The sequence below is a fragment of the Variovorax nitratireducens genome, assembly GCF_051216545.1.
Lineage (GTDB): Bacteria > Pseudomonadota > Gammaproteobacteria > Burkholderiales > Burkholderiaceae_C > Variovorax.
On record NZ_JBPJZO010000003.1, the window covers coordinates 139,968 to 160,256 of the forward strand.

17 protein-coding genes are annotated in these 20,289 nt (G+C 66.8%); 11 read left to right on the plus strand and 6 right to left on the minus strand.

The genetic code is table 11. The annotated features are described in order from the left end of the window. Positions 1-30 precede the first annotated feature (30 nt). From boxB to ACSFA8_RS09940, 3 genes are all read right to left on the minus strand, one after another. Positions 31-1,458, minus strand: a complete 1,428-nt coding sequence (gene boxB, locus ACSFA8_RS09930; protein ID WP_435479346.1) for a benzoyl-CoA 2,3-epoxidase subunit BoxB — start codon at positions 1,456-1,458, stop codon at positions 31-33. A 136-nt stretch (positions 1,459-1,594) separates the two neighbouring features. Then, positions 1,595-3,274, minus strand: coding sequence for a 2,3-epoxybenzoyl-CoA dihydrolase (gene boxC / locus ACSFA8_RS09935; RefSeq protein ID WP_435479347.1), 1,680 nt, complete (start codon positions 3,272-3,274; stop codon positions 1,595-1,597). A gap of 141 nt (positions 3,275-3,415) precedes the next feature. Further along, positions 3,416-4,324 (minus strand): helix-turn-helix transcriptional regulator, encoded by a 909-nt coding sequence (locus ACSFA8_RS09940; protein WP_435479348.1) that lies wholly within the window; start codon positions 4,322-4,324, stop codon positions 3,416-3,418. 172 nt (positions 4,325-4,496) lie between these two features. Here ACSFA8_RS09940 and ACSFA8_RS09945 point away from each other — a divergent pair, with 172 nt between their 5' ends. The 9 genes from ACSFA8_RS09945 (at position 4,497) to ACSFA8_RS09985 (ending at position 13,538) form a co-directional block, all read left to right on the plus strand. Next, positions 4,497-4,964, plus strand: a complete 468-nt coding sequence (locus tag ACSFA8_RS09945) for a 4-hydroxylaminobenzoate lyase (RefSeq protein WP_435479349.1) — start codon at positions 4,497-4,499, stop codon at positions 4,962-4,964. A gap of 27 nt (positions 4,965-4,991) precedes the next feature. Further along, positions 4,992-6,548, plus strand: coding sequence for a 3,4-dehydroadipyl-CoA semialdehyde dehydrogenase (locus tag ACSFA8_RS09950; RefSeq protein WP_435479350.1), 1,557 nt, complete (start codon positions 4,992-4,994; stop codon positions 6,546-6,548). 35 nt (positions 6,549-6,583) lie between these two features. Beyond that, positions 6,584-8,152: a benzoate-CoA ligase family protein gene (locus tag ACSFA8_RS09955; RefSeq protein WP_435479351.1), complete on the plus strand. Its 1,569-nt coding sequence runs from the start codon at positions 6,584-6,586 to the stop codon at positions 8,150-8,152. Then, complete coding sequence (locus tag ACSFA8_RS09960) at positions 8,149-8,952, plus strand: alpha/beta fold hydrolase (protein WP_435479352.1); 804 nt, start codon at positions 8,149-8,151, stop codon at positions 8,950-8,952. Before ACSFA8_RS09955 ends, ACSFA8_RS09960 begins: the two co-directional genes overlap by 4 nt. Further along, positions 8,949-10,118: an ABC transporter substrate-binding protein gene (locus tag ACSFA8_RS09965; protein ID WP_435479353.1), complete on the plus strand. Its 1,170-nt coding sequence runs from the start codon at positions 8,949-8,951 to the stop codon at positions 10,116-10,118. Before ACSFA8_RS09960 ends, ACSFA8_RS09965 begins: the two co-directional genes overlap by 4 nt. A gap of 151 nt (positions 10,119-10,269) precedes the next feature. Further along, positions 10,270-11,142, plus strand: a complete 873-nt coding sequence (locus tag ACSFA8_RS09970; protein ID WP_435479354.1) for a branched-chain amino acid ABC transporter permease — start codon at positions 10,270-10,272, stop codon at positions 11,140-11,142. Next, positions 11,139-12,092, plus strand: a complete 954-nt coding sequence (locus ACSFA8_RS09975) for a branched-chain amino acid ABC transporter permease (protein WP_435479355.1) — start codon at positions 11,139-11,141, stop codon at positions 12,090-12,092. The genes ACSFA8_RS09970 and ACSFA8_RS09975 overlap by 4 nt, the downstream gene beginning before the upstream one ends. Further along, entirely contained in the window at positions 12,089-12,835 is a 747-nt protein-coding gene (locus ACSFA8_RS09980; protein ID WP_435479356.1) for an ABC transporter ATP-binding protein, read from the plus strand. Before ACSFA8_RS09975 ends, ACSFA8_RS09980 begins: the two co-directional genes overlap by 4 nt. Position 12,836: 1 nt before the next feature. Then, complete coding sequence (locus tag ACSFA8_RS09985; RefSeq protein ID WP_435479357.1) at positions 12,837-13,538, plus strand: ABC transporter ATP-binding protein; 702 nt, start codon at positions 12,837-12,839, stop codon at positions 13,536-13,538. A gap of 516 nt (positions 13,539-14,054) precedes the next feature. On the opposite strand, the gene ACSFA8_RS09990 is transcribed toward ACSFA8_RS09985, so the two are convergent. The 3 genes from ACSFA8_RS09990 to ACSFA8_RS10000 all read right to left on the minus strand — a co-directional run bounded on the left by ACSFA8_RS09990 (position 14,055) and on the right by ACSFA8_RS10000 (position 18,311). Further along, positions 14,055-15,980 carry an acyl-CoA synthetase gene (locus ACSFA8_RS09990; RefSeq protein ID WP_435479358.1) on the minus strand — a complete coding sequence of 642 codons (1,926 nt, stop codon included), beginning with the start codon at positions 15,978-15,980 and terminating at the stop codon, positions 14,055-14,057. Positions 15,981-16,038: 58 nt separating this feature from the next. Then, on the minus strand, positions 16,039-17,139 hold the full coding sequence (locus ACSFA8_RS09995) for a BMP family ABC transporter substrate-binding protein (protein ID WP_435479359.1): 1,101 nt from the start codon (positions 17,137-17,139) through the stop codon (positions 16,039-16,041). Between the two features lie 119 nt (positions 17,140-17,258). After that, positions 17,259-18,311 carry an adenosine deaminase gene (locus ACSFA8_RS10000; protein ID WP_435479360.1) on the minus strand — a complete coding sequence of 351 codons (1,053 nt, stop codon included), beginning with the start codon at positions 18,309-18,311 and terminating at the stop codon, positions 17,259-17,261. Between the two features lie 190 nt (positions 18,312-18,501). Between ACSFA8_RS10000 and ACSFA8_RS10005 the strand changes: the two genes are divergently transcribed. Both ACSFA8_RS10005 and ACSFA8_RS10010 read left to right on the plus strand, forming a co-directional pair. Next, positions 18,502-18,777 carry a DUF4242 domain-containing protein gene (locus tag ACSFA8_RS10005; RefSeq protein ID WP_435479361.1) on the plus strand — a complete coding sequence of 92 codons (276 nt, stop codon included), beginning with the start codon at positions 18,502-18,504 and terminating at the stop codon, positions 18,775-18,777. Positions 18,778-18,912: 135 nt separating this feature from the next. Further along, positions 18,913-20,289, plus strand: coding sequence for an FAD-binding oxidoreductase (locus ACSFA8_RS10010; protein WP_435479362.1), 1,377 nt, complete (start codon positions 18,913-18,915; stop codon positions 20,287-20,289).

The window sequence follows — 20,289 nt, forward strand, 5'->3', positions numbered from 1 at the left end:
GCGGGGGAAGGGGCAATACCCCAATACCGGTCAGCCGAAGCGCACGTACTCGAAATCGACCGGCTGCCGGTTGATGCCCATGACCGGCGGCGCGATCCAGCCCGCAAACTTGCCGGGGTCGACCACACGCCCCATCAACGAAGCGACGAAGGCGAAGTCGTCCGGCGACGGCAGCCATTCGTTCTTCTTCGCGGCCCATTCGGTCTCGTTCACGACGCGGCCGTCCGGCGCCATCCGGATGCCGGCCAGGGCGCCGATCTGGCGGTTGAACGCCTTGTGCGGCACGATCAGCCTGGTCGGGATGCCCGCCTTTTCCAGCACCTTGTTCCAGCGCATCACGCCGGCCACCGAATCCTTGATGAAGTCGTCGCGCAGCACTTCATTGAGCGCATTGAGCATCGGCACGTCCTTCTCGAGGAGCTGGCCGTTCTGCACCTCGAGCACCTTGTAGGTCTGGCCCTTGAGGATGTGGTCGTCCGTCCGCTTGCCTTCTTCGTAGCGGCCTTTCAGGCCCGTGCTGTAGAAGGTCGCGGCATTGCTCGACTGGTCGGCACCGAACAGGTCGATCGTCACGCTGTAGTGGAAGTTCAGGTAGCGCTGGATCGTTCCGAGGTCGATCGCGCCGGCCGCGCGCACCTTCTGCGGGTCGTCGGTCTTGAGTTCGTTCATCACTGCGGCGGTGCGCGACAGCACGCGCGAGACGCCGCTCTCGCCGACGAACATGTGGTGCGCTTCCTCGGTCAGCATGAACTTGGTGGTGCGTGCCAGCGGATCGAAGGCGCTCTCCGCCAACGCCGACAGCTGGAACTTGCCATCGCGGTCGGTGAAGTAGGTGAACATGAAGAACGCGAGCCAGTCGGGCGTCTTCTCGTTGAAGGCGCCCAGGATGCGCGGGTTGTTCTCGTCGCCGGAGGTGCGTTGCAGCAGCGCTTCGGCTTCTTCGCGGCCATCGCGGCCGAAGTGCTTGTGCAGCAGGTACACCATGGCCCACAGGTGGCGGCCTTCTTCGACGTTGATCTGGAACAGGTTGCGCAGGTCGTACATGCTGGGCGCCGTGAGGCCCAGGTGCCGCTGCTGCTCGACCGATGCGGGCTCGGTGTCGCCCTGCGTCACGATGATGCGGCGCAGGTTCGCGCGGTGTTCGCCGGGGATGTCCTGCCAGGCTTTCTCGCCCTTGTGGTCGCCGAAATGGATCTCGCGGTTGGCATCGCCCGGGTTCAGGAAAATGCCCCAGCGGTAGTCCCGCATCTTGACGTGGCCGAACTGCGCCCAGCCCTGCGGGTCGACGCTGACCGCGGTGCGCAGGTACACGTCGTAGTTGGTCGAACCGTCGGGGCCGACGTCATCCCACCAGTTGATGAAGTTCGGCTGCCAGCCTTCGAGCGCGCGCTGCAGCGTGCGGTCTTCCCCGAGATTGACGTTGTTGGGAATCTTCTCGCTGTAGTTGATCGTGCTCATGACGGAACCTTTATCGATTTGGTTGCTAGAGAGTTGTCTGTTCGGGAAACGCCGCGGAACCGGCTTTGCCGGGCCGCCAGCGTTGCCCCCTGCAAGGGGGTTGGCGTAGCGACACGAAGTGCGCGAAGACTGGGGGTCATACCCGATTCAAGTCGAACCCGGCCTTCTCGCCGGTGCCGTAGACCTTGAGCGCGCCCTTTTCACCCACGGCGTTCGGACGATTGAAGATCCAGTTCTGCCATGCGGTCAGCCGGCCGAAGATGCGGGTGTTCATGTTCTCGCGCTGCGCAAAGCGCAGGTTGGCCTCGAGGCCAGTCAGCGAATCCGGCGACATGGCGGCCCGTTCCTCGAGCGCAATGCGGATCTCGTCGGCCCAGTCGATGTCGTCCGGCGCCGCGGTCACAAGGCCGAGGGCGAGCGCCTCGTCTGCGTTCAACGCCTTGCCGAAGCTGGCACGGGCGGCCTCCAGCGGGCCTTCTTCTTCATAGAAGCGGCGCTGCAGGCGGCTCTGGTCGTTGACCATGACCAGCTGGCCGAAGTTGAAGGCATTCAGCGACAGGGTCGGTGCATGCTCCGGGTCGTCGGGCAGCGCCAGCATGTAGGCCCGGTCGGCTGCGAAGGCCAGCTCGGCCAGACTGCCCGCGAAACAGGAATCGGAGTCGATCAGGGCGAACAGGCTGCGCGACGAGACGTCCAGGCGCGCGAAGGTTCTGCGCAGCAAGCCGATCGTCTCGCGCACGAACCAGTGATCCTGGTTGGCAAGCATTGTTGCGTCGCTGGCGAGCACCGCGGCCGGGTCGCCCTTGGTCTTGAGCTGCCAGGTGCCGATGTCGAGTGCGTTGGTGCGCATCGAGAGGATCGCGTCGTCGAGTTCCCGCGCCATCGCAAACGGCCACCAGGTGGCGCCGGCTGCCTCGATGGCGGCGATGTCGGCCGGCTGTGCGCCGACCGGTGCATGAACCGTGAACGTCGCCGAGCGCGATGCCCGGTCGATTTCGACCTGCACATGCCGGTAGCGCAAAGCGTTCTCGCTGTCCTCGCGTTCGATGCGGGTCAACTGAACACCCTGGGTGCCCGCAGGCGTTTGCGGACGATCGCTGGCCTGGCCCAGTTCGACCGCGCGCTGCTGAACCGTCGCCGCGAACTGAGCCGGCTTGACCACGGCGTCGACCAGGCGCCAGTCGACCGCGCGCTGGCCTCGCACGCCTTCCACGCTGGTGCAGAAGATATCGGCAAGGTCGTGGCGCACGTGGCGCTTGTCGGTGACGCGGGTCAGGCCGCCTGTGCCGGGCAGCACACCCAGCAACGGCACCTCGGGCAGCGACACCGCCGACGACCGGTCGTCCACCAGGTAGATCTCGTCGCAAGCCAGGGCCAGCTCGTAGCCGCCGCCGGCACATGCGCCGTTGACCGCGGCCAGGAACTTGATGCCGGAATGTTTGGAGGTGTCTTCGATGCCGTTGCGGGTTTCGTTCGTGAACTTGCAGAAGTTCACCTTCCAGGAGTGGCTCGAAACGCCCAGCATGAAGATGTTGGCACCCGAGCAGAAGATCCGGTCCTTGCCGCTCGTCACGATGACCGAGCGGACTTCGGGATGTTCGAAGCGCACGCGGTTCAACGCGTCGTTCAGTTCGATATCGACGCCCAGATCGTAGCTGTTGAGCTTGAGCTTGTAGCCGGGGCGAATGCCGCCGTCCTCCGCAATATCGAGCGACAGGCGCGCCACGGCGCCGTCGACGCTGAGCTTCCAGTGGCGGTATTGAGTGGGGTCGGTGCGGTAGTCCACAGAGGCCGGGGCGGTGGCGATTTCAGTCATGACGAGTCTCCTGTGCGGCGAATTGAAGCAACATATTGCATTTGACTGGCCGGGTTACCGCCAGAACATGCATCATCTTGCATGTTTTCGAGCGTGTCAACCCTCGCATCGATTTATTACAGCCGCGGCCGGCGGGCGGCGTCAGTGCGAGGGCATCAGGCGCTCGCGCACGGCGGAGCGCAAGGTTTGAAAGCTTTCGGCGAGGCCATGCCCGGACGTGTCGATGGTGATGTCCGCCTTTGAGTAGAAGGCCGCACGGCCCGTGAGGATCCGGCGCAAATCGTCCATTGCCTCCTTGCTCGCGGCCATCGGGCGCGTGTCGCCCTGCGCAGCGACGCGGCCCATGTGCTCCTCGGGCGCCGCCTGCAGCCACACGGTGGTGCAGTGCGTCAGCAACTGGTTGAAGGTGGCCGGATCCGAGACGATGCCGCCCGGGGTGGCGATCACGACCTCGCCGTAGATCTGCACGGCCTCCTCGAGCGCCCGCCGCTCGTAGCGGCGGTAGGCATTGGTGCCGTACAGATCGTGGATCTCGCGCACGCTGCAGCCGGCGAACTTTTCGATTTCCCGGCTCAGTTCCACAAAGGGCACTTCGAGGTCGTCCGCCAGCATTTGGCCGAGCGTAGACTTGCCCGCGCCGCGCAGGCCGATCAGGGCGATGCGTCGGTGCCGCGCAGGGTCGCTCGAAGCCGAGTCGAGCAGCTCGCCCAGCGCGACCCGCACCCGGCGCAAATCCGCCTCGCCCCGACGCTCCAGCATTTCACGGATCAACAACCATTCCGGCGAACTGGTGGTCACGTCGCCGACCAGTTCCGCAAGGGAACACTGCAGCGCGTTGGCGACCTGTTGCAGCACCAGGATCGACGCATTGCCGATCCCGTATTCCAGATTGGCCAGGTGCCGCTCGGACACACCGGCCGTCAGCGCCACCGCCTTGCGCGTCAGGCCGCGGCGTGCGCGCAGGTTGCGAACCCGCTCGCCCAGTGCCATCAGCAGCGGGTTCTTGACTTCTTCCGCGACGCTGATGACCGCGTCGGCTCGCTCGTTCATGTCCATTCCTTGACTGCGTGCCGGCGCCTCAGGGTAAACGCCATATATGCACTATATTGCTTGACACGACTTAAGGGCCTGCGTATCGTTTCTCAACAGGCAAGATACTGCACGCGACGCCATACCGCAAGCCCGCAGCAAATTCTCACCCCACAAAGATCGCCCACTCACGATGTCCAAAGAAGCATTTCATCAACTCGTCTCGGCCCTGACGGCCGAGATTGCCGACCGGCCGCTCGACTCTGCACTCGACCAGTGGCTCAACGCCCGGCACGGCGCCGGAACCCCCACATTCGAAAACCTGAAGCAGGCCTGCATCGACGGCGTCGCCGAGGGCTGGCTGTGCGAGCGCGAAGGCGGCGGCATCCGGTACGGACGCGTCTTCAAGGCAGAGGATGCGCTGCACCGCTTTTCGGTCGACGTGGTCGACATGCAGGACATCGCCGGCCCGCACCACAGCCACCCGAACGGCGAGATCGACCTGATCATGCCGCTCGAAGGCGAGGCCACCTTCGACCACCGCCCAGCCGGCTGGTGCGTCTACCCGCCCGGCAGCGCGCACCACCCGACCGTGGCCTCGGGCCGCGCGCTCGTCCTCTACCTCCTGCCCGAAGGGCAGATCCAGTTCACCCGCGCCTGAATTCCGGGCTTTCGAATCAACATCTTCATGACCGAACTTCTTCCCAATTTCGTCGCCGGCCGCTGGCAAGCGGGCAGCGGCGAAGGCGTGCCGCTTTTTGATCCGGTGCTGGGCACCGAACTGGCACGCGTCGACGCGACTGGCCTTGACCTGGCCAGTGCATTCGGCTTCGCACGGGACACCGGCGGCGCTGCGCTCCGCGCACTGACCTACCGCGAACGTGCGGCCCTGCTGGGCGCCATCGTGAAGGTGCTGCAAGCCAACCGCGACCTCTACTACGAAATTGCAACGGCCAACTCGGGTACGGTGAAGAACGACTCGGCCGTCGACATCGATGGCGCAATTTTCACGCTGGGCCAGTACGCCCGATGGGGCGAGGCGCTGGGCGACGTCCGGGTGCTGGCCGACGGCGACGCCGTCAAGCTCGGCAAGGAGCCGGTGTTCCAGTCCCGCCACATCCAGGTTCCGACGCCTGGCGTGGCGCTGCTGATCAACGCCTTCAACTTTCCGAGTTGGGGTCTTTGGGAAAAGGCCGCGCCCGCCCTGCTCTCGGGCGTGCCGGTCATCGTCAAGCCCGGCACCTCGACCGCATGGCTGACCCAGCGCATGGTGCGCGACGTCGTCGACGCCGGCGTATTGCCGGCCGGCGCACTGTCGGTGATCTGTGGAAGTTCGCAAGGGCTGATGGATCAACTGCAGGTGTTCGACGTGGTCTCCTTCACCGGGTCGGCGGAAACCGGTGCGGTGATTCGCTCGCACCCGGCCGTGTCCAAGCACTCGGTGCGCGCGAACATCGAGGCCGACAGCCTCAACTCGGCGCTGCTGTTGCCCGATGCAGCGCCGGGCTCGGAAGCCTTCGACCTGCTGGTGCGCGAGGTGGTGCGCGAGATGACGGTCAAGTCGGGCCAGAAGTGCACCGCGATCCGGCGCGTGATGGTGCCGGCCGCTCACTACGACGCCGTGGCCGAAGCGATCGGTGCCAAGCTCGCGGCCATCACCGTCGGCAATCCGCGCAACGAATCCGTGCGGATGGGTTCGCTCGTCAGTCGTGCGCAGCTGAATGCCGTGCGCGAAGGCCTGGAGGTGCTGAAGGCACAAACCGGCGTGCTCTACGACGGCAGCCAGGCACCGCTGGTCGACGCCGACCCCGCCGTGGCCTGCTGTATCGGGCCGGTGCTGCTCGGCACGCGCGACGCGGACGGCGCCGAACGGGTGCACGAGATCGAGGTGTTCGGCCCGGTCGCGACGCTGCTGCCCTACCGCGACATCGACCACGCGGTGGCATTGGCCCATCGTGGCCAGGGATCGCTCGTGACATCGCTTTATGGCGCAGACGATGCGGCACTGGGCCAGGCCGCGATTCAGGTCGCGGCGAGCCACGGACGTGTCCACGTGATCACGCCTGCCGTGGCCAAGACCCACACGGGCCATGGCAACGTGATGCCCATGTCGCTGCACGGTGGCCCGGGCCGCGCCGGCGGCGGCGCCGAACTGGGCGGCCTGCGCGCCCTTGATTTCTATCACCGCCGCAGCGCGATCCAGGCCAGCCCAGAGGTTCTGGCGCGCCTGGGCACGGCAAGCTGACAGCACGCTCAAACAAAAAGCCCCCGGAGACACCGATGAGCCTGCCCTCAACCTTCAATTTCGCCGAACACCTGTTTGCGCTCAACCGCGGGCGCGCCCGGAAGATCGCCTACATCGACGACCGCGGCACGCTGAGCTACGGCGGGCTTGAGGAGGGTGCCCGGCGCTTCGCCTCGGTGTTACTGGCGGCGGGCATCCAGCGCGAAGACCGCGTCCTGTTGCTGCAACTGGACAGCACCGACTGGCCGGTGAGCTTTCTCGGATGCCTCTACGCGGGCGTCGTGCCGGTCGCGGTCAACACGCTGCTGACGGCCGACGACTACGCTTACATGCTGGAGCACAGCGGCGCGACGGCCGCGCTCGTCTCAGGCGCGCTGGCGGGCGTGCTGCTGCAGGCCATGGCGAAGGCACCGAACGCGCTCAAGCGGCTTATCGTGTCGCAGCCGACCGGGACGCTGCCGGACAACGCGCTGGACATGAGCGCGGCCATCGCGGCCGCCGAACCGCTCGCAGCGCCCGCCATGACAGCGCCCGGGGACCACGCCTTCTGGCTCTATTCGTCCGGCTCGACCGGCCGGCCCAAGGGCACGGTGCACTCGCACGCCAACCCTTGGTGGACGGAAAAGCTGTTCGGCACCCCGGTGCTCGGCCTGACGGAAAGCGACGTCTGCTTTTCGGCCGCCAAGCTCTACTTTGCCTACGGCCTGGGCAACGCCCTGACCTTTCCGCTGTCGGTGGGTGCGAGCGTGGTGCTCATGGCCGAGCGCCCGACGCCCGATGCCACCTTCCGGCGCTGGACGGGTGCCACCCCGAGCGGCGACGGCGTCAAGCCCACCGTATTTTTCGGCGCGCCCACCGGCTTCGCAGGGATGCTCGCTTCAGCCTCGCTGCCGGCGCGCGAGGCGGTCGCGCTGCGCATGTGCTCTTCGGCCGGCGAGGCGCTGCCGGGCGAGATCGCACAGCGTTTCAAGGCGCACTTCGGCTGCGAGATCATCGACGGTATCGGCTCGACAGAGATGCTTCACGTGTTCCTCTCCAACCGGCCCGGCGACATCCGCTACGGCACCACCGGCCGCCCGGTCGAGGGCTACGAGATCGAACTTCGCGGCGAAGACGGCCGGCCCGTGCCCGACGGCGAGGTGGGCGACCTGTTCATCAAGGGCCCGAGCGCCGCATTGATGTACTGGGGCAACCCCGAAAAGACGCGCGACACCTTCCAGGACGGCTGGACGCGCAGCGGCGACAAGTACTCGCGCGACGCGGACGGCTACTACACCTACGCCGGGCGCAGCGACGACATGCTCAAGGTCAGCGGCATCTACGTGTCGCCGTTCGAGGTCGAATCCACGCTGATGCTGCACCCTGCCGTGCTCGAAGCCGCCGTGATCGGCAAGGAAGACGCGGACGGCCTGACCAAGACCAAGGCCTATGTGGTGCTGAAGGCCGGCCAATCCGCCAGCGACGACGAACTCAAGGCCTTCGTGAAGGAGCGGCTGGCACCCTACAAGTACCCGCGCTTCATCGAGTTCGTCGACGAACTGCCGAAGACCGCGACAGGCAAGATCCAGCGCTTTCGCCTGCGCGAGCGGGAGCGGGCTGCATGAGCCCCGCGCCGGAGTTCACCGCCATCCGGTGGCGGGAGCGAGAGGTGCGCATCGAGTGCGCGTGGATCGCGCCGGAGCGCACCGCGGCGCCGCTGGTGGTGTTCCTGCACGAGGGGCTCGGCTCGGTCGCAATGTGGAAGGACTTCCCGCAGCGACTGTGCGAGGCCGGCGGCTTTCGGGGCCTGGTGTTCTCGCGCCCCGGCTACGGCCGCTCGACCCCGCGGGATGCCGACGAGACCTGGGACGTCGATTTCATGCACCGCCAGGCGCACGAGGTGTTGCCGGCGCTTTTCGACGCGCTCGGCATCGAGACCCCCTGGCTGTTCGGCCACAGCGACGGCGGCTCGATCTCGCTGCTGTACGCAGCGCGCTTTCCCGAGCGCGTCGCGGGCCTGGTGGTGCTGGCGCCGCACATCTTCGTGGAAGACGTGACCGTCGCGAACATCGAAGTGGCACGCATGGCCTACGTCGGCACCGACCTGCCCGACAAGCTCGGCCGCTACCACGACAGCGCCGACTCGGCCTTCTGGGGCTGGAACCGCATCTGGCTTCACCCGCCGTTCCGGCAATGGAACATCGAGGCCGAGCTCGCTACGATCCGCTGCCCGGTGCTCGCGATGCAGGGCGTGGACGACGAGTACGGCACGCTGGAACAGATCCGCGGCATTGCGCGGCATACGCCGCAAACGCAGCTGCTCGAATTGCCCGACTGCGGGCATTCCCCACATCGCGACCGGCCGGAACAGGCAATAGTCGCGACAGTTTCATTCATCGACCACCACCGGAGACAAGAACCATGAGCCACCGCATCGCACGCACCACCCTGACCGCCCTCGCCCTGGCCTGCATCGCCACGCTGGGCCATGCCCAGCAGGGCAAGCTGAAGGTCGGTCTCATGCTGCCCTACAGTGGCACCTTCACCGCGCTCGGTGTGGCGATCGAGAACGGCTTCAAGCTGCGCGTCGAGGAACAAGGCGGCAAGCTCGGCGGCCGGGAGATCGAGTACATCAAGGTCGACGACGAGTCCGATCCGGCCAAGGCCACCGACAACGTCAACAAGCTGATCAAGCGCGACAACGTCGACGTGATCGTCGGCACCGTGCACTCCGGCGTGGCGATGGCCATGGCCAAGGCCGCCAAGGAGAGCGGCACCGTGCTGATCGTGCCGAACGCCGGCGCCGACGCCGTGACGGGCCCGATGTGCGCGCCGAACATCTTTCGCAGTTCGTTCTCGAACTGGCAGCCGGCCTTCGCGATGGGCGAGGTCGCGGCCAAGCAGCAGGGCAAGAAGAAGGCCATGACCATCACCTGGAAGTACGCGGCGGGCGACGAGTCGGTCGCCGGCTTCAAGGAAGGCTTCGAGAAGGCCGGCGGCCAGGTCACCAAGCAACTGAACGTGCCGTTTCCGAACGTGGAGTTCCAGGCGCTGCTGACCGAGATCGCGGCCGCCAAGCCCGATGCGGTGTACGCCTTCTTCGCGGGCGGCGGCGCAGTCAAGTTCGTCAAGGACTACGCCGCGGCCGGGCTCAACAAGACCATTCCGCTCTACGGCCCCGGCTTCCTGACCGACGGCACGCTCGACGCACAGGGCGAGGCGGCGCAAGGCATGCTCACCACACTGCACTATGCCGACGGCCTCAACACGCCGCGCGACACCGCTTTCCGCACCGCCTATGCCAAGGCCTTCAAGCTGCAGCCCGACGTGTATGCGGTGCAGGGCTACGACGCGGCGCAGATGCTCGGCATCGGCCTGGCCGCGGTCAAGGGCGACATCGGCAAGAAAGCCGAGTTCGCCTCGGCCATCGAGAAGGCGAAGATCGACAGCCCGCGCGGCCCGTTCTCGATCGGCAAGTCGCACAACCCGGTGCAGGACATCTACCTGCGCAAGGTCGAGGGCAAGGAAAACAAGATGGTCAGCATCGCGAGCAAGAGCCTGGCCGATCCGGCCCGTGGATGCAAGATGTAAGCACACCCCCGTCCCTCGCTCACTTCGTGTAGCTCGACTCCCCCCTCGAGGGGGCGACACCAGCGGCCCGGCAAAGCCGGTTCCGCGGTGTCACTCGAACATCACGGGCGCCTGGCGCCCGGTTCCTCAAGCCTACTGGGATGACCACAACGTGGATTTCGGCACCTTTCTCGTCCAATGCCTGAACTCGGTTCAGTACGGCCTCCTGCTCTTCCTGGTCGCGTCGGGCCTCACCCTGATCTTCGGGATCATGGGCATCATCAATCTGGCGCACGGCAGCTTCTACATGCTGGGCGCCTACATGGCGTTCGCGCTGTCGCCGCTGTTCGGCGACCAGTTCATCGTGATGCTTGCGGCCGGCGTGGTGCTGGCCGCGGTGTTCGGCTACCTGCTGGAGTGGGTCTTCTTCAGCTACCTCTACCAGCGTGACCACCTGCAGCAGGTGCTGATGACTTACGGGCTCATCCTGGTGTTCGAGGAGCTGCGCTCGCTGCTGGTCGGCAATGACGTGCACGGCGTCAAGGCGCCGCCCTGGCTCGAAGGCAGCTTCGCGCTCGGCGACCTGATGAGCTACCCGTGGTATCGCCTGTTCGCCTCGGCTGCCTGCATCGCGCTGGCGATCGGCCTCTACCTGGTGGTGAACCGCACGCGGCTCGGCATGATGGTGCGCGCCGGCGCCAGCAACCGCGACATGGTGCGCGGCCTCGGCATCGACATCCGCCGGCTCTACCGCATCGTGTTCGCGGCCGGCGTGGCGCTGGCCGCACTCGCCGGCATGATCGCGGCGCCGATGTCCTCGGTCTACCCGGGCATGGGCAGCAGCGTGCTGATCATCTGTTTCGTGGTGGTCGTGATCGGCGGCATCGGCTCGATCACCGGTGCGCTGGTCGCGTCGCTGCTGGTGGGTTTCGTCGACACCTTCGGCAAGGTTTTCTTCGCCGAGCTGAGCGGCATGGGGGTGTACGTGCTGATGGCGATCGTGCTGATCTGGCGCCCCGAAGGCCTGATGGGACGTAAAGCATGATGCGCCGCCTCAACCACTTTCTGCCGCTGCTCTGCGCCATCGTGCTCGCGCTGCTTGGGCCGGCGCTGAGCCCCTATCTGTCGGACTTCATCGTCAAGGTGATGATCCTCTCCATCTTTGCGCTGAGCCTCGAACTGCTGGTCGGCATGACCGGGCTGGTGAGCCTGGGCCATGCCGCGTTCTACGGCATCGGCGCCTACGCCACGGTGCTGGGCTCCGGTGCAGAGGGCGGCTCCATTGCATGGCTGCTGCCGCTGGCGATGGGCTCGGCCGCAGCGTACGCGTTGGTCGTCGGCGCGCTCAGCCTGCGCACGCGCGGCGTGTACTTCATCATGGTCACGCTGGCTTTCGCGCAGATGGCGTATTTCGTGTTCCACGACACCAAGGTCGGCGGCGGCAGCGACGGCATCTACATGTACGTGAGACCGGTGCTCGGCGCGCTCGACATGGAGAACCGGCGCGTGCAGTTCTATGCGGTGCTCGCCGCGCTGGTGGCCACCTACGGCCTGCTCGCGCTGATCCGGCGCTCGCGCTTCGGCGCGGCGCTGGCCGGCATCCGCGTCAACGAGCAGCGCATGCGCGCGGCCGGCTTTCCGGTCTATGGCTACAAGCTCGCGGCCTTCGTTCTGGCGGGTGCGCTGGCCGGCCTGGCCGGCTTTCTGGTGGCGGCGCGCGACGGCGTGGTCAACCCCGAGCTGCTGGCCTGGCACAACTCCGGAGAGGTGTTGCTCATGATCATCCTCGGCGGGCTGGGCCACCTGCGCGGCGCGGTGATCGGCGCGGTGGCGTTCACGCTGCTGAAGGAATTTTTGTCGACGCAGGCCTTCGTCGGGCCGCTGGCCGACCACTGGCAGCTGACGCTGGGCCTCGCGATCATCGCGTTCGTCGCGCTGCTGCCAAAGGGCCTGATCGGCATCGCGGCGCGTCTCGCGCCGAGGAGTGCAGCATGAGTGCCCTGCTGGCCGTCAACAGCCTGACCCGCCGTTTCGGCGGCCTGGTCGCCGTGAGCGCGGTAACGCTCGACCTGCATCGCGGCGAGGTGCATGCGGTGATCGGCACCAACGGTGCGGGCAAGTCGACGCTGATCAACATGCTCTCGGGCGAGATCGCCGCCTCCGACGGGCGCATCACGCTCGAAGGCGACGACATCACCACGCGTGCGCAATCGCGCCGCGCGCGCGAAGGCGTCGGCCGCAGTTACCAGCGCACCACCATCTTTCCGGAGTTCACCGTGCACGAGAACTGCCGCCTGTCGGCACAGGCCGCAGCGCCGCGGCCGTGGGCCATCTGGCAGGCCTCGCGCGGCTGCGCCGTGAGCAACGCGGCGGCCGATGAAGCCCTCCGCGCAGCCGGCCTCGAGGCCGATGCGCAGCGCATTGCCGGCACGCTGAGCCATGGCGCCAAGCGCCAGCTCGAAGTCGCGATGTGCCTTGCCACGCGGCCACGCGTGCTGCTGCTGGACGAGCCGCTCGCCGGCATGGGCGCCGAAGAAACAGAACGCATGCTGGCGCTGCTGACGCGGCTCAAGACATCGCACGCGATCCTGCTGGTGGAACACGACATGGACGCGGTGTTCCGCATTGCCGACCGCATCACGGTGATGGTCAACGGCACGGTGATCGCGACCGGCGATCCGGCAACGATCCGCAACAACGCGGACGTCCGCACCGCCTATCTGGGCGAGGAGGATTGAGATGCTGAAAGTCGAGAACCTCAACACCTACTACGGCGACAGCCACATCCTGCGCGGCGTGGATATCGAACTGCCGGCAGCCACCTCGGTCGGCCTGCTCGGACGCAACGGCATGGGCAAGACCACGCTGATCCGCACGCTGATGGGCTACGTGCGGCCCGCGGCCGGCCACGTGCAGCTCGATGGCGAGGACGTGACGGGCTGGGCACCCGAAAAGATGGCGCGGCGCGGCATCGGCTACGTGCCAGAGGGCCGTGGCATCTTTCCGAACCTGTCGGTGCGCGAGAACCTGGTGATGAGCGCGCGTGCCGGCATCGACGGCCAGCGCGCCTGGACTTTCGATCGCGTCATGGCGACCTTTCCGCGTCTGACCGAGCGGCTCGGACACGGCGGCCAGCAGCTCTCGGGTGGCGAGCAGCAGATGCTGTCGATCGGCCGTGCGCTCATGACCAATCCGCGCCTGTTGATTCTCGACGAGGCCACCGAGGGGCTGGCGCCGCTGGTGGTGGTGGAAATCTGGCGCGTGATCGCCGACATTCGCGCGACCGGCATCGCAACGCTGATCGTCGACCGCGACTGGCGCAAGGTACTGGCACACACCGACCGTGCGGCCGTGATGGAAAAGGGCCGCATCGTGCTTGCATCGGAATCGGGCGCGCTGGCTGCGGCCCCCGAAGCCCTGTCTGCGCTGCTGGGCGTCTGATGCGGTCTTGCATTCACAGCGTCCGACGCTGATCTGACCGCTGGGGTTCCGGGGCGGGATCACGCGCGTGGGATTCCCGGGGCGGGAACAGGGCGCGGAGTTCCGGGGCGCCGAGGTGTCGGGCGGGGCGAGGGCGCTGAGGGTCCGGGGCGGAGAGATCCGGGGCGGGCTCAGGGCGGCGGGGCACGCTGCTCCGCGAATGTCCCCCGGCCTGCGGCCTCCTCCTTTATTTCGCTGCGCAGCGCGCCCCACCGCCCTGATCCTGGAAGCGATGTGACCGTTTCGCACTGAACATGCAGAGCGTGCCCAAGGCCGCTGGTGGTGGGTGGCCCCTGCAGCGAAATAAAGGAGGAGCCGAAGGCGGGGGACATTCGCGGAAGGGGCCACCCGCCGCCAGCGGCCTACCCCCGGCGCCCAGCGCCCGTCGCTCTCCCTCACGGCTCACCCTCACGGCTCACGGCTCACGGCTCACGGCTAAACGCTAGTCGCTCATTGCCCGGCGGCGAGCCCCAAGCCTCAGGCCAGTTGCACCGCAGTCTTGACCGGCAGCGGCTTCAGTGCGGCTTCCAGGCGTGCCTGCAACGGCCCCGCCAGCGCGCCGACCGCGACAGGGTCGATCAGCACCCGAACGCCCAGGTGTTCATCGGCCACGACGCGCGGGCGTGCGGCCTGCGGGATGCCGAGTTCGTCGCAGCCCTGCGCGACCAGCACAGTGGCCACCTGGCCGGCGGCCAGCGCCCGCAGTTCGGGCTTGTAGATCTTGCCGACGTTGGTCATCGGCATGTGCTCGATCACAGTGACCGACTTCGGCCGGGCCGGTGCTTCGTCGACACGGCCGGCCGTGAAAGCGCGCAACTCCTCCTCGGTCACCTCCGCGCCGGGCACCAGCGTCGCGAACGCCACGGGCAGCTCACCCGCGTAGGCGTCGGGCGCGCCGACCGCGGCGCAGAGTTGCACGGCGGGATGCGCGCCGAGCGCATCCTCGATGGTCTTGGGGTCGATGTTGTGGCCGCTGCGGATGATCAGATCCTTGGAGCGGCCCGTGAGGTTGAGCCGCCCTTCGCCATCAATCCAACCAAGGTCGCCGGTCGCGAGCCAGCCGTCGGCAGTGAACGCCTTGGCGGTATCGCCGGCATCCAGAAAGCCCGAGAACACGTTGGGCGACTTGAACAGCACCATGCCGTGCTCGCCCGGCGGCAACTCGCGGTCGCTGGCGCCGCCGTGGTCGTCGAGCGCCACGATGCGCATCTGCGAATAGGGCAGCGGGAAGCCGACACAACCGGCCGGCCCTTTCACACCCGGTGGCGTGACGGTCGAAATCCCGGCCATCTCGGTCATGCCCAGGCTCTCGTGCACATGGAGGCCGAACAGGCGTTCGAAGCGCGCCGCCAGCTCGGGCGCAAGCACGGCAGCACCGGTGCGGCAGTACTTGATGGAGGAAATGTCGGCGCCGGCCAGTGGCACGTTGGCCAGCGCCGCCAGCACGGTGGGAACGGCCGACAGCGAGGTCGGCCGGAATTTTTCGACCAGCCGCCAGTAGTTGGCGACCACCGCCTTGCTGCGCAGCAGCGCCGTGGTCGGAATGATGGTTTCGACCCCTGCCGACAGGGCCGCCAGCGACGCCGGCAACACGCCCGCGACGTGGAACAGCGGATAGCCATTGATCGTCACGTCCATATGGGTGAGCCCCTGCAACTGCACACAGGCCCAGGCCGTGAACACCTGCGCACCGTGGCTGTGGCGCGCCAGCTTCGGCGCGCCGGTGGTGCCGCCGGTATGGAAGTAGGCGGCGATGTCTTCGGGTGCGATCTCGCGACCGCTGGCCAGGCGGTCGTCGGGCTGCGTCGCACGCAGCGCGACGAAGTCGCCGACGCCCTCGGGCAGTTCGACCGCGGCATCCGCCGGCTCGTCGTGCGGCGAGACACGCAGCACCTTGCGCAGCGACGGCACCTGCCCGCGCAATCGCATCGCCTTCGACCACATGCCGGACTCGGCATCGGAGCCATAGGCGATCAGCACCTTGGCACCGGCCGCGTTCATCAGCGACACCAGCTTCTCGTCGGTCAGCAGCGGGTTGAGCGGCTGCACGATGCCGGCCGCCTCGCCGCCCCACAGTGCCAGGTGGTATTCGAGGCAACCGGGCAGCAGCACCGCGACCGTGTCCTGCGGGCCGACGCCGAGCGAATGCAGCAGGTTGGCGGTCTGGTGGATGCCGGCCAGCAGCTGCGCGTACGTCCAGCGGATCGGCGGCGTTTCGGGGTCGGCGTCGCGCAGGAAGGTCAGCGCGGTGCGATCGCCATGCGCCGCGGCCGCGTTGCGGAACAACTCGTAGGTGCTGCGCGCGGTGATGGCTTGTTCGAGCGGCGTGGCTTCGAGGCGGCGCACGTCGGCCAGGGAACGGATGGGAAAGGATGCCGTGAAAGGCGGGGCCACGGGGCGCATGCAAGTCTCCTGGGGATCGCGGTCGATGCTACCCCCACCCGCCGCCGGGCTCAGTCGCCTACGAGCCGGCGCGCACCAGCTTGCCCTGCACGCCTTCGGCCAGCCAGTTCATCTGGAGAATCTGCGCGTCGGTCAGCGCCACGCCGCGCGGGATCACGACATGGCCTTCGTTGTCGCGCACATCGGCCACCGCGCGAAAGGGCTGCAGCTTGCCGGCCGCGATGTCGCGCTGACGCGCCAGCACCTCGTCCTGCACCGCCTTGGGCACCTTGGGGCCGAAGTCGCCAACGCGGATCATTCCTTCCTTGACGCCGCCCCAGACCGAGCCGCTCTTCCAACTGCCGTCCAGCACCACGCGGGCGCGCTCCGTGTAGTAGCCGCCCCACTGGTGCGTGACAGCGACGATCTGCGCATCGGGCGCGACTTTGCGCATGTCGGAGTGGTAGGCCACGGCCATCCGGCCGCGCTCCTGTGCCGCGGCCATCACGGCGGTGGAACCGGTGTGGAAGGCGATCACGTCGACGTCGTGGTTGAACAGCGTCATGGCTGCGTCGCGCTCCTTCGGCGGATCGAACCAGGCGTCGAGCCAGACCACCTTGACCTGCGCTTTCGGATCCACCGAGCGCATGCCGAGCGTGAAGGCGTTGATGCCCTGCAGCACCTCGGGGATCGGGAAGCCCGCGACGTAGCCCGCGACATGCGTCTTCGTCATGCGGCCGGCCGCGATGCCGGCGAGATAGCGGCCTTCGTAGTAGCGCGCGTTGGCCACCGCCACGTTGGGCGCGGTCTTGTAGCCGGTGACGGACTCGAACTTCACGTCCGGAAAGTCCTTCGCCACCTTCAGCGTCGGCTCCATGTAACCGAAGCTGGGCGTGAAGATCAGCTTGTTGCCCTGCTGCGCCAGGTCGCGGATCACGCGCTCGGCATCAGCGCCCTCGGGCACGTTCTCGACGTAGGTGGTCTTGACCTTGCCCGGCAACGCCGCCTCGACGGCCTTGCGGCCCTCTTCATGCTGGCGCACCCAGCCGGCATCGGTGAGCGGCGCAACGTAGACGAAGCCGACCTTGAGCGGATCGGTCGCAGGCGCGGTGGTTTGTGAAAAAGCGGGCGACGAAAAGCAACAGGCAGCCGCAAGCGCGGCCACGAGGTTTTTGTACATGGTGTTCCTCTACATGGCCCCGGTGAAACAGAAACGCGTTGCAGCCGGGACGCCTGCAATGCGGGCCATATTTTAGGCGCTGTGGCGCGCGGCCCGCCTGCGTGCTCGACGCGCGAATCTCAGGCGAAGCTTTCGAACGCGGCGTTGAGGCGGTCGACGTAAGCGCGTTTGGCCGCGGCCTCGATGAAACTGCCCTCGAAGCTGTTGGCGGCGAGCTGCCACGCCTGCTGCGCCGTGAGACCCGTGGCCGCGAAAGTCTGCACGAAGTTCTCGTTCATGTAGCCGCCGAAATAGGCCGGGTCGTCGGAGTTCACCGTGGCGACCAAGCCGGCATCGAGCAAGGCGCCGAGGTTGTGCTGGGCCAGATCGGGGAACACGCAGAGCTTGAGGTTGGACAGCGGGCAGACGGTCAGCGGGATCCTGTCCTGCGCCAACCGCTTCATCAATGCCGCGTCCTTGGTGGCCTGCACACCGTGGTCGATGCGCTCGACCTTGAGGACGTCGAGCGCACTCCACACGTACGCGGGCGGGCCCTCTTCGCCCGCGTGCGCCACCAGGTGAAAGCCCAGCGCGCGGCAGCGCGCGAACACGCGGGCAAAACGCTCGGGCGGATTGCCGACCTCGCTCGAATCGAGCCCGATGCCGATGAATTTGTCGCGGTACGGCAGCGCCTGCTCCAGCGTCTCGAATGCATCCTCTTCGCTCAGGTGCCGCAGGAAGCACAGGATCAGCGCGGCGCCCACGCCGAGCTTCGATTGCGCATCGACGCAGGCGCGGTGCAGCCCGTCGATCACCGTCTTGATGTCAACGCCGCGCGCGGTATGCGTCTGCGGGTCGAAGAACATCTCGCAGTGCACCACGTTGTCGGCCGCGGCGCGCTCGAGATAGGCCCAGGCCATGTCGTAGAAGTCCTGCTCCTTCAACAACACGCTGGCACCCGCGTAATAGATGTCCAGAAAACTCTGCAGGTTGGTGAAGGCATAGGCGCGGCGCAGATCCTCCACGCCGGCGTAGGGAATGGTCACGCCGTTGCGCTGCGCGAGCGCGAAGATCAGCTCGGGTTCGAGCGAGCCTTCGATGTGCATGTGCAACTCGGCCTTGGGCATGGCACGCAGCAGGGCGGGCAGGCGATCGGCGGAGATCTTGTCGAAGGCGGGGCGGTGGTCGGTCATGGCGGGGAAATCTGCGTTGTGATCCGCAAAGCATAAGCGCAGCCACACGGTGTGATGCACGAGATGGGCTTCTGGGGAGTTGCCGGGCGTGCGCAGTTCCGCTACTGTCTGGCAGCTACACCGCCGAAGACCGGAGAAGCGCTTGCTCCCATGGCGTACCGCTCCTCGCACCGATGTCGCGGAGGCTCACATGCCGCTGTTCCTGATTGAGCGCCACTTTGCCGAAAAACTCGACCTCACCGCCGACGGCATCGCCGCGATTTCGAAGATCAATGGCGAGACAGGGGTCAACTGGCTGTTCTCGTTCCTGAGTGCAGACAAGCGCAAGTCCTACTGCCTGTACGAAGCGAAGGATCCGGAAGCGATCCGGGAGGCGGCACGCCGTGCGAACGTGCCGGCCGACGTGATCATCGAAGTGCAGCAGGTCTTTGGAACCGATCCCCGGGTTCTTGCGTCGCTGGCCTGATCAGGCCCCGCGCCCGGGCGGTGCCGCCATCGCGCCGATGGTCAGAACTGACTATTCCCTCGCGATGGAACGATGCGTACAACTGCGCCCTGGCTTCACGTTCATTTGAACGTGCCACTCACCAGGAGAAACGCCATGCCGAGCCCCGACGAAATTGCCCAACTTTCCTCCGTGCTGCGCGGCCGCATCGTGCAGCCCGGCGAGCCTGATTACGACACCGCGCGCAAGGTCTACAACGCGATGATCGACCGCCACCCAAGGCTCATCGTGTATTGCCGCGACGTCGCCGATGTCATGCACTGCGTCAACTTTGCACGCGAGCAGTCGCTTCTGCTGGCCGTTCGCGGCGGCGGGCACAACGGCGGCGGCCTCGGAACCTGCGATGAGGGGCTGGTGATCGACCTGTCGCTCCTCAGGGGCATCCGTGTCGATGCGGCGGCGCGCACCGTGCGGGTCGAAGGCGGCTGCACCTGGGGCGACGTGGATCACGCCGCCCATGCGTTCGGCATGGCCACGCCGAGCGGCATCATAAGTACCACCGGCGTCGGGGGTCTCACGCTCGGCGGCGGCCTTGGTCACCTGACGCGCAAATGCGGCCTGACGGTGGACAACCTGCTCGAAGCCGACGTGGTGCTGGCCGACGGCAGCCTGGTTCGCGCCAGCACTGAAACGAACCCGGATCTGCTCTGGGCGCTGCGGGGCGGAGGCGGCAATTTCGGCGTTGTAACGTCTTTCCTGTTCAGGCTGCATCCGGTGGACACGGTGGTCGCCGGCCCGACCTTCTGGCCGCTCGAGAGCGCCGGCGAGGTCATGCGCTGGTATCGCGAGTTCATCGTCTCCGCACCGGAGGATCTGAACGGCTTCTTTGCCTTCCTGACGGTGCCGCCGGTAGAGCCTTTTCCGCAGGCGCTGCATGGCCAGGCCGTGTGCGGCGTGGTGTGGTGCTACACGGGGGCGCCGGAAGATGCCGATGCGGCATTCAAGCCCGTGCGTGAGTTCGGCTCGCCGCTGATGCACGGTGTGCAGCCGATGCCCTTCCCGGCGTTGCAAAGTGCGTTCGACGCGTTGTATCCGCCGGGCCACCAGTGGTATTGGCGCGCCGACTTCGTGAATGAACTGTCGGACGCTGCCATCGCCGAGCATCAGCGCTTCGCCGCAAAGATGCCAACGCCGCAGTCGACGATGCACCTGTACCCGATCGACGGCGCAGCGCATCGCGTCAAGTCGTCCGACACCCCGTTTTCATACCGGGATGCGACCTGGGCCGAGGTCATTGTCGGCGTCAGTCCCGACCCACAGGATGCGGAGAAGATCAGTTCCTGGACCAAGGGCTACTGGGATGCGCTGCACCCGCATTCGGCCGGCGGCGCCTATGTGAACATGATGATGGACGAGGGCGAGGAGCGCATCCGCGCGTCCTATCGCGACAACTACCCGCGGCTGGCGAAAGTCAAGCGCCAGTACGACCCGAACAATCTGTTTCGCGTCAACCAGAACATCCGCCCGGAATGA